Raw genomic sequence first — 11436 nt, forward strand, 5'->3', positions numbered from 1 at the left:
AGTCCTATTTCTAGTTGAATGGGACTTACAAACGTCCCAATAATCATTGGGACGTTTTTTTATTTTCTTAATACAAATACGGGGGAATCAAAAATGCGAAGCGACATGATCAAAAAAGGAGATCACCAAGCTCCAGCAAGAAGTCTTTTACACGCTACGGGCGCACTTCATCAACCTACAGATATGAATAAACCTTTTGTGGCAATTTGTAATTCCTACATAGATATTGTGCCAGGACATGTTCATCTTAGAGAACTTGCTGATATCGCTAAAGAAGCAATTCGTGAAGCAGGTGCTATCCCATTCGAATTTAACACGATTGGTGTAGATGACGGTATCGCGATGGGACACATCGGAATGAGGTACTCGTTACCTTCTAGAGAAATTATTGCAGATGCAGCCGAAACTGTGATTAATGCCCACTGGTTCGATGGCGTATTTTATATTCCAAATTGCGACAAAATAACGCCTGGCATGATTCTAGCAGCTGTTCGTACAAATGTACCTGCAATCTTTTGTTCAGGCGGCCCTATGAAAGCAGGATTATCTGCTCAAGGTAAGGCCCTCACTTTATCATCAATGTTTGAGGCGGTTGGTGCATTTAAAGAAGGTTCAATTTCTAAAGAAGAATTTCTAGATATGGAGCAGAATGCATGTCCTACTTGTGGTTCCTGTGCAGGGATGTTCACCGCAAATTCAATGAATTGTTTAATGGAAGTTTTAGGACTTGCCCTTCCATATAACGGTACAGCTTTAGCAGTGAGTGACCAACGCCGTGAAATGATTCGTCAAGCAGCCTTTCGTTTAGTTGAAAATATTAAAAACGATATCAAACCAAGAGACATCGTGACACGTGAAGCGATTGATGATGCCTTCGCATTAGATATGGCTATGGGTGGTTCAACAAATACAGTGTTACATACTTTAGCAATCGCCAATGAAGCTGGTGTGGATTATGACTTAGAACGTATTAATGAAATTGCTAAAAAAACACCTTACTTATCAAAAATTGCGCCTAGCTCATCATATTCTATGCATGATGTACACCAAGCTGGTGGTGTACCAGCCATTATCAATGAATTAATGAAGAAAGATGGTACATTACATCCTGATCGATTAACAGTAACTGGTAAAACATTAAGAGAGAACAATGAAGGTAAAGAAATTAAAAATTTCGATGTCATTCATCCTTTAGATCAACCATACGATCATCAAGGTGGCCTTTCAATTCTCTTTGGCAATATAGCGCCTAAAGGTGCAGTGATTAAAGTAGGCGGTGTAGATCCTTCTATTAAAGTATTTAAAGGTAAAGCAATTTGTTTTAATTCACATGATGAAGCCGTTGAAGCTATTGATAATCATACTGTCCGTGCAGGCCATGTGGTTGTCATTAGATACGAAGGTCCTAAAGGCGGCCCTGGTATGCCAGAAATGTTAGCCCCTACTTCATCAATTGTTGGAAGAGGATTAGGTAAAGATGTGGCGCTTATTACTGATGGTAGATTTTCTGGTGCAACGAGAGGTATTGCAGTTGGACATATTTCTCCAGAAGCCGCTTCTGGAGGTCCAATCGGCTTAATCAAAGATGGAGACGAAATCACGATAGATTTAATAAATAGAAAGTTAGATGTCGATCAACCACAAGAAGAACTCTATCGTCGTCGTGAAGCACTCAAACCGTTTAAAGCTAAAGTTAAAACAGGTTACCTTGCAAGATACACTGCGTTAGTTACAAGTGCTAACACAGGTGGAATTATGCAAGTCCCAGAAAACCTTATTTAAATTGGAGATGATAAAAATGTCTAATCAAAAAGAAAGTCCCTCATTTACTACATTAGACACAGATGCAACTGACACTTTAAAAGTTGCTAAATCTACAGAACCTGAATATTTAAAATCGCAAACAGTGAATCAAATGCGAAGTGGTTCTAAACTTTTGGTCGAAGCATTACAACACGAAGATGTGGATTTCATTTTCGGTTATCCAGGCGGTGCAGTGTTACCGCTGTATGATACATTCTATGATGGTCAAATTAAACATATTTTAGCTAGACACGAACAAGGTGCGACGCATGCTGCTGAAGGATATGCACGTGTTTCAGGTAAGACGGGTGTTGTTGTAGTAACCAGTGGTCCTGGAGCTACGAATGCTATTACAGGTATCACTGATGCTCATAGTGACTCGTTACCTTTAGTAGTCTTTACTGGTCAAGTTGCAACACCTGGAATTGGTAAAGATGCATTCCAAGAAGCTGATTTACTTTCGATGACTACCCCGATTACTAAGCAAAATTATCAAGTCAAAAATGTTGAAGATATACCTAGAATCGTACATGAAGCCTTTCATGTGGCCAATTCAGGAAGAAAAGGTCCAGTAGTGATCGATTTCCCAAAAGATATGGGTATTTTATCAACTAACGTAGGACTATCCAATGAAATCAATTTACCAGGATATGATGTAAAGAGCGAGCCAGAAGCTGAAGATATTCAAACATTAGTTTCTTATATTAAAGAAGCAGAAAGACCTGTCATTCTCGCCGGTGCAGGTATTAATCATTCTAAATCTAATCAACGATTAACAGAATTTGTCACTAAACACCAAATTCCAACCGTCACGACACTTTTAGGTTTAGGAGCTATTCCGTACGAACATCCCCTATTCCTAGGTATGGGTGGTATGCACGGCTCATACGCAAGTAATATGGCTCTTACAGAATGTGATTTACTCATTAACTTAGGTAGTAGATTTGATGACCGTCTTGCTAGTAAACCTGATGCATTCGCACCTAATGCTAAGATTGTGCACGTAGATATTGACCCTTCTGAAATCAATAAAGTCATTGATACAGATTTAGGTATTGTCGCTGATTGTAAACGCGTTTTAGAAGCTTTGTTCTCTGAAAATGTCTTAACAGCCCCACATGAACAATGGATTCAATACTGTAAAGCCAATAAGCAGAAACATCCATTTAAATATGACGACGACGATTCTACGTTCAGTAAACCTCAAAAAGCCATTGAATATATTGGAAAGATTACTCACGGAGAGGCCATCGTTACTACAGACGTAGGACAACATCAAATGTGGGCAGCACAATTCTATCCATTTAAAAATCATGGACAATGGGTCACTAGCGGTGGTTTAGGAACAATGGGATTTGGCATACCTTCAGCCATTGGTGCACAACTCGCTGAACCAGATAAAACAGTGGTTTGCTTTGTTGGTGACGGCGGTTTCCAAATGACTAATCAAGAGATGGCATTATTACCTGAATATCATTTAAATGTAAAAATCGTTTTAATTAATAACGGCACTTTAGGTATGGTTAAACAATGGCAAGATAAATTCTTTAATCAACGTTTCTCACATTCCGTATTTAATGATCAACCCGATTTTATGAAAATGGCTGAAGCATATGGCATCAATGGATACTTAATTGATACACCTGACAAGCTCGAGTCTCAAATTGACGCAGCATTTGCTCATGAAGGACCAGCATTGATTGAAGTGCGTATCTCCCCTGTTGAACCTGTTACTCCGATGGTGCCAAGCGGTAAATCGAACAATGAGATGGAGGGATTATAATGAAACGCACAATTCAATTCGTTGTCGCTGATCAAGTTAGCACATTAAATCGTATTACAAGCGCATTTGTCAGATTACAATGTAACATTGATGAATTACATGTTAAACGCTCAGAACAAGATGGTATTTCCAATATGGAACTTAAGGTCAATATTGACGATGACACTGCTTTCAATATTCTTTTAAAGAAATTAGAACAACAAATTAATGTATTAAGTGTTACAAGTATATAAAAAATGATTTGATGCGCTAGTGTTGTAAAAAGTTGAATATTTAAACATAACTAACATCTTACTCATTTTTACAATATAAATATTTTGAAAATTTTGAATTTATATGAAGTAATTGGAGGAATTTACTATGACAAAAGTTTATTATGATGGATCTGTAACTAAAGACGCATTACAAGGTAAAAAAATTGCAGTAATCGGATATGGCTCACAAGGACATGCCCACGCGCAAAACTTAAAAGATAGTGGCTATGATGTCATCATCGGTATCCGTCCTGGACACTCATACGATAAAGCTAAAAAAGATGGTTTCGATGTGTATCCAGTAAGTGAAGCTACAAAACAAGCAGATGTCGTTATGGTTTTATTACCAGATGAAATCCAAGGTAACGTATACAAAAACGAAATTGCACCTAACTTAGAAGCAGGTAATGCACTAGCTTTCGCCCACGGTTTTAACATTCACTTTGGTGTTATTCAACCTCCTGCTGATGTAGATGTATTTTTAGTAGCTCCTAAAGGACCAGGCCATCTTGTTAGACGTACATTCGTTGAAGGCAGTGCAGTACCTTCATTATTTGGTGTTCAACAAGATGCTACTGGAAATGCACGTGACATCGCTTTAAGCTATGCCAAAGGTATTGGTGCTACACGTGCTGGTGTTATTGAAACAACATTTAAAGAAGAAACTGAAACTGATTTATTCGGTGAACAAGCTGTACTTTGTGGTGGTATCCATAAATTAATTCAAAGTGGTTTTGAAACTTTAGTAGAAGCTGGTTATCAAAAAGAATTAGCTTACTTCGAAGTATTACATGAAATGAAATTAATCGTTGATTTAATGTATGAAGGCGGTATGGAAAACGTTCGCTATTCTATTTCAAATACTGCCGAATTTGGTGATTATGTATCTGGACCACGTGTCATCACTCCAGAAGTTAAAAACAACATGAAAACTGTATTAGAAGATATCCAAAACGGTAACTTTGCTAATCGTTTTGTTAAAGATAATGAAAATGGCTTTAAAGAATTCTATCAATTACGTGAACAACAACATGGTCATGAAATTGAAGCGGTGGGTCGTGAGCTTCGTGAAATGATGCCATTTATTAAATCTAAAAGCATTGAAAAATAATTATTAAATTCAAGAGGTGTTTTAAAATGGAAGACCATATTCAAATTTTTGATACAACACTTAGAGATGGAGAACAAACGCCAGGTGTCAACTTTACATTTGATGAAAGATTAAAAATTGCAAAGCAATTAGAAAAATGGGGTGTAGATGTGATTGAAGCTGGATTCCCCGCTTCAAGTACAGGTAGTTTCAAATCTGTTGAATCGATTGCAAAGGCATTAACTACAACTGCTGTTTGTGGATTAGCTAGATGTAAAAAAGCAGATATAGATGCAGTATATGAAGCTACAAAGTTAGCAGCTAAACCTCAAGTTCATGTCTTTATAGCTACCTCACCTATCCATTTAGAACATAAATTAAAAATGACTCAAGCGGAAGTATTAGAATCTATCAAAGAACATGTATCATATGCTAAGCAATATTTCGAAGTCGTACAATTCTCTCCTGAAGATGCGACGAGAACTGAAATTCCTTTCTTAATTGATTGTGTTCAAACTGCTGTGGATGCTGGTGCAACAATCATCAATATCCCAGACACAGTAGGATTTAGCTATCCTACTGAATATGGTCAAATTTTTAAAACATTAACTGAATCCATTCATTCAGATAATCCAATCGTATTTAGTGCACATTGTCATGATGATTTAGGAATGGCGGTTTCAAATAGTTTAGCAGCTATTGAAGGTGGTGCAAGACGTATTGAAGGCACAGTCAATGGTATCGGTGAGCGTGCAGGAAATGCTGCACTCGAAGAGGTAGCGCTAGCACTATATGTTAGACGTGATCATTATGGTATAGAATCTCAAATTAAACTTGGTGAAACGAAAAAAACATCTGATCTTATTTCACGTTATGCGGGCATACGAGTACCTAGAAACAAAGCCATCGTTGGACAAAATGCGTTTAGTCATGAATCTGGTATTCATCAAGATGGTGTACTGAAACATCGTGAAACGTATGAAATCATGACACCTCAATTAGTCGGTGTCAGTACTACTGAATTACCACTTGGTAAACTTTCTGGTAAACACGCTTTTGCAGAAAAATTAAAAGTACTAGGATACGACATTAGTCCTGAAGATCAAATTGCGCTATTCAAGCAATTTAAAGAAGTTGCTGATAAGAAGAAAGCAGTATCAGATCGTGACATCCACGCAATTATTCAAGGTTCTGAACATGAACAAAATGCAATCTATCAACTTGAGAATTTACAACTTCAATATGTATCCAAAGGATTACAAAGTGCTGTTGTAGTTATTAAAGATAACAACGGACAAACTTATCAAGATTCAAGTATTGGTACTGGTTCAATTGTTGCCATTTATAATGCTGTTGATCGCATTTTCAAACGTCAAACAGAGCTCATTGATTATAGAATTGACTCCGTTACAGAAGGTACAGATGCGCAAGCTGAAGTACATGTGAGCTTAATTATCGAAGGAAAATCTGTCAATGGTATTGGTTTCGATCACGATATTTTACAAGCATCATGCAAAGCTTATATTGAAGCCCATGCTAAATATGTATCTGAAAATCAAGAAAAGGAAGGTATTCAATAATGCGTTATCACATCGTTGCACTTCCGGGAGATGGGATTGGTCCAGAAATCTTAAATGGTACTTTAGAACTTCTCAAGTTAATTAGTGAACAATATGATTTTGAATATCAACTTGAAGAACATCATTTTGGAGGGGCGGCCATAGACAACTATGGCACTCCCCTATCTGATAAAACATTAGAAGCATGTAAAAATGCTGATGCAATCTTATTAGGTGCTATAGGCGGTCCGAAATGGACTAATCCAAACAATCGACCAGAGCATGGGTTACTGAAATTAAGAAAATCATTAAATTTATACGCAAATATCCGTCCTACCATTGTCACTGAGGGGACAAGTCACCTTTCTCCTTTAAAAGAGGAACGTGTCAAAGGAACTGATTTAGTTATTGTTAGAGAGTTAACTAGTGGTATTTATTTTGGTGAACCGAGTCACTATGATGCTACTTCTGCTTTAGACTCTTTAACTTATACGCGTGAGGAAATTGAAAGAATTGTAAGAGTCGCTTTCGACTTAGCACAAAATAGAAGAAAAAAATTAACTTCTGTAGACAAAGAAAATGTTTTATCTTCTAGTAAACTATGGCGTCAAACTGTTGAAGAAGTTAAAGCAGATTACCCAGATGTAGAAGTCAATCATCTTTTAGTAGATGCCTGCAGTATGCATTTAATCACTCGACCTACGCAATTTGATGTCATCGTCACCGAAAATTTATTTGGGGATATTCTAAGTGACGAAGCATCAGTGATTCCTGGTTCTCTTGGATTATCACCTTCAGCAAGTTTCAGTAATCAAGGAACTCGCTTGTATGAACCCATCCATGGATCTGCGCCAGATATTGCAAATCACGACATTGCAAATCCATTTGGCATGATTCTGTCATTAGCACTTTGTTTAAGGGAAAGTTTGAACCAACCTAAAGCTGCCAAAGAACTTGAAGACCATGTCTTTGCTTTAATTAAATCTGGTAAAACGACTGCTGATTTAGGTGGTCAATACAAAACTTCAGAAATATTTAAACTACTAAAGAATCAATATTCATAAAAGGGAGGAGAAGTATGATGGGACTAACACTATTCGATAAAGTATGGAATAAACATGTTCTACACGGAAACGAAGGTGAACCTCAATTATTATATATAGATTTGCATCTCATACATGAAGTTACTTCTCCTCAAGCATTTGAGGGACTCAGAATTCAAAATCGAAAACTTAGAAGACCAGATCTTACCTTCGCAACATTAGACCATAACGTTCCTACTATTGATATTTTCAATATTAAAGACGAGATTGCTAATAAACAAATTACGACATTACAGAAAAATGCTAAAGATTTTGGGGTACACATCTTTGATATGGGATCTGATGAGCAAGGTATTGTTCATATGGTTGGACCGGAAACTGGATTGACACAACCAGGTAAAACAATTGTATGCGGTGACTCACATACAGCTACACATGGTGCATTTGGTGCAATTGCGTTCGGTATTGGGACAAGCGAAGTTGAGCATGTTTTTGCAACTCAAACTTTATGGCAAACAAAACCTAAAAATTTGAAGATAGATATTAATGGCCAATTACCTACAGGTGTTTATGCTAAAGATATTATACTCTATTTAATTAACCAATATGGTGTAGATTTTGGTACTGGATATGCCCTTGAATTTACAGGAGAAACAATAAAAAGTTTGTCTATGGAAGCACGTATGACAATCTGTAATATGGCTATTGAAGCCGGAGCAAAGTATGGCATGATGCAACCAGATGAAATTACATTTGAATATGTTAAAGGCCGTCCTTATGCAAGTAACTTTAATCAATCTATTGATTGGTGGAGAACACTTTATTCAGATGAGGATGCACATTTTGATAAAGTCATTGAATTAGATGTTTCTAACCTTGAACCTCAAGTAACTTGGGGAACAAATCCTGAAATGGGTGTCAATTTCAGTAGTCCATTTCCTGAAATCAAAGATTCAAACGATGAACGCGCATATCATTATATGGGCCTCAAACCTGGTCAAAAAGCCGAAGATATTGAATTAGGATATGTTTTTCTTGGATCATGTACCAATGCAAGATTATCTGATTTATTAGAAGCAAGTCGTATCGTTAAAGGAAATAAAGTTCATCCTAATATCACTGCTATCGTTGTTCCTGGTTCAAGAACAGTTAAGAAAGAAGCTGAAGCTCTCGGTCTCGATGTTATTTTTAAAGAAGCTGGATTTGAATGGAGAGAGCCTGGATGTTCAATGTGTTTAGGGATGAATCCTGACCAAGTTCCTGAAGGTGTTCATTGTGCTTCAACAAGTAATCGAAACTTTGAAGGACGCCAAGGTAAAGGTGCACGAACACATCTTGTCTCCCCTGCAATGGCAGCTGCTGCAGCTATTAATGGAAGATTTGTAGATGTAAGAAAGGTGGTCGTATAAATGGATATTCAACCTATAACAACATATACAGGTAAGGTTGTCCCCCTTTTCTATGACAATATTGATACAGATCAAATAATCCCTAAAGTCCACCTAAAACGAATCTCAAAGACAGGCTTTGGCCCATTTGCTTTTGATGAGTGGCGTTATTTACCTGATGGCTCAGATAATCCAGAATTTAATCCTAATAAGCCACAATACAAAGGGGCATCTATTTTAATTACAGGAGATAATTTCGGATGCGGCTCTAGTCGTGAACATGCTGCATGGGCATTAAAAGATTACGGCTTTAATATTATTATTGCTGGCAGTTTTAGTGATATTTTTTATATGAACTGTACTAAGAATGCAATGTTACCTATTGCTCTTGAAAAGAAAGCTCGTGAACATTTAGCTCAATTCGAAGAAGTAACCATTGATTTACCTGCTCAAACCGTTTCATCTCCTGTACAAACCTTTAATTTTAAAATAGATGAAACATGGAAGAATAAATTAGTAAATGGACTTGATGATATTGCCATTACTTTACAATATGAAGATTTAATAGAAAAATATGAAAAAACATTTTAAAGGGTGTGGAATATTATGACAGTAAAAACGACCGTTTCAACTCAAGATATCGATGAAGCCTTTTTACGTCTTAAAGATATCGCCAAAGAAACACCATTACAACTTGATCACTATCTTTCTCAAAAATATGATTGCAAGGTTTATTTAAAAAGAGAAGATCTTCAATGGGTGCGTTCGTTCAAATTAAGAGGTGCCTACAATGCAATTTCAGTATTATCTGATGAAGCTAAAAATAAAGGCATTACATGCGCAAGTGCAGGTAATCATGCACAAGGTGTGGCTTACACTGCTAAAAAATTAAATTTAAAAGCCGTTATTTTCATGCCGGTAACCACACCACTTCAAAAAATCAACCAGGTACAATTTTTTGGTAGTGACAATGTCGAAGTTGTATTAACTGGTGATACGTTTGATCATTGTTTAGAGGAAGCGCTCACTTATACTAAAGAACACGAAATGAACTTCATTGATCCATTTAACAATGTTTATACAATTTCTGGACAAGGTACACTTGCGAAAGAAATCATTGAACAATCTAAAGAAGATGGCGTGAAATTCGATTATTTATTCGCTGCTATCGGCGGTGGAGGCCTAATTTCAGGTATTAGCACATATTTTAAAGCATACTCCCCACTTACTCAAATTATTGGAGTAGAACCTGCTGGTGCTAGTAGTATGTATGAATCAGTCGTTGTGAATCAACGTATCGTTACTTTAGATCATATAGATAAGTTTGTAGATGGTGCGTCAGTTGCAAGAGTTGGAGATATTACATTTGAAATTGCTAAAGATAACGTAGACGATTACGTTCAAGTAGATGAAGGCGCTGTATGTTCTACTATCTTAGATATGTATTCTAAGCAAGCTATTGTAGCTGAACCTGCAGGTGCACTAAGTGTAGCTGCCCTTGAAAATTATAGAACGCAGATTAAAGGTAAAACAGTCGTTTGTGTCGTCAGTGGTGGTAACAATGATATCAATCGTATGAAAGAAATAGAGGAGCGCTCACTTTTATTTGAAGAAATGAAACATTATTTTATATTAAACTTTCCTCAAAGACCTGGTGCTTTAAGAGAGTTTGTAAATGACGTGTTAGGTTCGCAAGATGATATTACTAAATTTGAATATCTAAAGAAAACATCTCAAACTACGGGTACAGTCATTATTGGTATTCAACTTAAGCATCATAGTGACCTTATTCAATTAAAAGAACGTGTGAACCACTTTGATCCTTCTAATATATATATTAATGAAAATAAAATGCTATATTCCTTACTTATTTAAGCTAATAATATATGCTTTAATTAATATTGCTCGAAAATGATTCTGTGACGTGCAGGTAATCATTTTCGAGTTTTTTATTTGAAATGAATTGTGTAATTATAATTTTATTATTGGGCATAAAAAAAGAGACCTTTCGGTCTCTGACTTGCCTGGCAATTATTTCAGTGGTTCTTAATGGCTTTATGCCATTAAGGAAGAAAAATTAAGGATTACTATCCTTATTTTTCTTTAGACGTATGCCGGGCTACCATCTGGCGCTAAGGTGCTTCCTCTGCTTGAGTCAAGCGTTCGCATCTTTCTTCATTCGCGTCTCTCGCTGACTCATTTAGCTCGACTAAACTCGTTGCGCTCTTTCCTTAATTCATCAGCTTCAATCGCTTTCTCTTCGCAGAGAATTATTCTTTCTCTATAGCTAATCGCTTTTGTACCTTTCGGGGCGCCGATTAGTTTTTGGGTATAAAAAAAGAGACCTTTCGGTCTCGATTCGGCTCATCGCATCCATACGATTTAATTGCCTGGCAACGTCCTACTCTAGCGGAACGTAAGTCCGACTACCATCGGCGCTAAGGAGCTTAACTTCTGTGTTCGGCATGGGAACAGGTGTGACCTCCTTGCCATTGTCACCAGACAAGTGAATGAAT

At 36.8% G+C, this 11436-nt stretch carries 9 protein-coding genes and 1 rRNA gene; 9 read left to right on the forward strand and 1 reads right to left on the reverse strand.

The genetic code is table 11. The features are described 5' to 3' along the window. Positions 1-93 precede the first annotated feature (93 nt). From ilvD to ilvA, 9 genes are all read left to right on the forward strand, one after another. Complete coding sequence (ilvD, locus tag CD155_RS12315) at positions 94-1782, forward strand: dihydroxy-acid dehydratase (protein WP_103213452.1); 1689 nt, start codon at positions 94-96, stop codon at positions 1780-1782. A 16-nt stretch (positions 1783-1798) separates the two neighbouring features. Then, positions 1799-3586, forward strand: coding sequence for a biosynthetic-type acetolactate synthase large subunit (gene ilvB / locus CD155_RS12320; protein WP_103213453.1), 1788 nt, complete (start codon positions 1799-1801; stop codon positions 3584-3586). Beyond that, entirely contained in the window at positions 3586-3819 is a 234-nt protein-coding gene (locus CD155_RS12325; RefSeq protein ID WP_070830533.1) for an ACT domain-containing protein, read from the forward strand. Before ilvB ends, CD155_RS12325 begins: the two co-directional genes overlap by 1 nt. 127 nt (positions 3820-3946) lie before the next feature. Then, entirely contained in the window at positions 3947-4951 is a 1005-nt protein-coding gene (gene ilvC / locus CD155_RS12330) for a ketol-acid reductoisomerase (protein ID WP_002445299.1), read from the forward strand. Positions 4952-4977: 26 nt separating this feature from the next. Beyond that, entirely contained in the window at positions 4978-6510 is a 1533-nt protein-coding gene (locus CD155_RS12335; RefSeq protein WP_070830535.1) for a 2-isopropylmalate synthase, read from the forward strand. Next, on the forward strand, positions 6510-7553 hold the full coding sequence (gene leuB, locus CD155_RS12340) for a 3-isopropylmalate dehydrogenase (RefSeq protein ID WP_103213454.1): 1044 nt from the start codon (positions 6510-6512) through the stop codon (positions 7551-7553). Before CD155_RS12335 ends, leuB begins: the two co-directional genes overlap by 1 nt. A 17-nt stretch (positions 7554-7570) precedes the next feature. Then, positions 7571-8941, forward strand: coding sequence for a 3-isopropylmalate dehydratase large subunit (gene leuC / locus CD155_RS12345; RefSeq protein ID WP_103213455.1), 1371 nt, complete (start codon positions 7571-7573; stop codon positions 8939-8941). After that, positions 8942-9511: a 3-isopropylmalate dehydratase small subunit gene (leuD, locus tag CD155_RS12350; protein ID WP_070830541.1), complete on the forward strand. Its 570-nt coding sequence runs from the start codon at positions 8942-8944 to the stop codon at positions 9509-9511. A 15-nt stretch (positions 9512-9526) separates the two neighbouring features. Beyond that, positions 9527-10795: a threonine ammonia-lyase IlvA gene (gene ilvA, locus CD155_RS12355; RefSeq protein WP_070830543.1), complete on the forward strand. Its 1269-nt coding sequence runs from the start codon at positions 9527-9529 to the stop codon at positions 10793-10795. A gap of 513 nt (positions 10796-11308) precedes the next feature. Here the strand turns inward: ilvA and rrf are convergent. Then, positions 11309-11423, reverse strand: a 5S ribosomal RNA gene (gene rrf / locus CD155_RS12360). Positions 11424-11436 lie beyond the last annotated feature (13 nt).

It is taken from the genome of Staphylococcus caprae, assembly GCF_002902725.1.
Lineage (GTDB): Bacteria > Bacillota > Bacilli > Staphylococcales > Staphylococcaceae > Staphylococcus > Staphylococcus caprae.

Excerpts from the sequence above, each read along its gene's own strand:
- ilvD (WP_103213452.1), top strand. The coding sequence starts at position 94 with ATGCGAAGCGACATGATCAAAAAAGGAGATCACCAAGCTCCAGCAAGA.
- ilvB (WP_103213453.1), top strand. The coding sequence starts at position 1,799 with ATGTCTAATCAAAAAGAAAGTCCCTCATTTACTACATTAGACACAGAT.
- CD155_RS12325 (WP_070830533.1), top strand. The coding sequence starts at position 3,586 with ATGAAACGCACAATTCAATTCGTTGTCGCTGATCAAGTTAGCACATTA.
- ilvC (WP_002445299.1), top strand. The coding sequence starts at position 3,947 with ATGACAAAAGTTTATTATGATGGATCTGTAACTAAAGACGCATTACAA.
- CD155_RS12335 (WP_070830535.1), top strand. The coding sequence starts at position 4,978 with ATGGAAGACCATATTCAAATTTTTGATACAACACTTAGAGATGGAGAA.
- leuB (WP_103213454.1), top strand. The coding sequence starts at position 6,510 with ATGCGTTATCACATCGTTGCACTTCCGGGAGATGGGATTGGTCCAGAA.
- leuC (WP_103213455.1), top strand. The coding sequence starts at position 7,571 with ATGGGACTAACACTATTCGATAAAGTATGGAATAAACATGTTCTACAC.
- leuD (WP_070830541.1), top strand. The coding sequence starts at position 8,942 with ATGGATATTCAACCTATAACAACATATACAGGTAAGGTTGTCCCCCTT.
- ilvA (WP_070830543.1), top strand. The coding sequence starts at position 9,527 with ATGACAGTAAAAACGACCGTTTCAACTCAAGATATCGATGAAGCCTTT.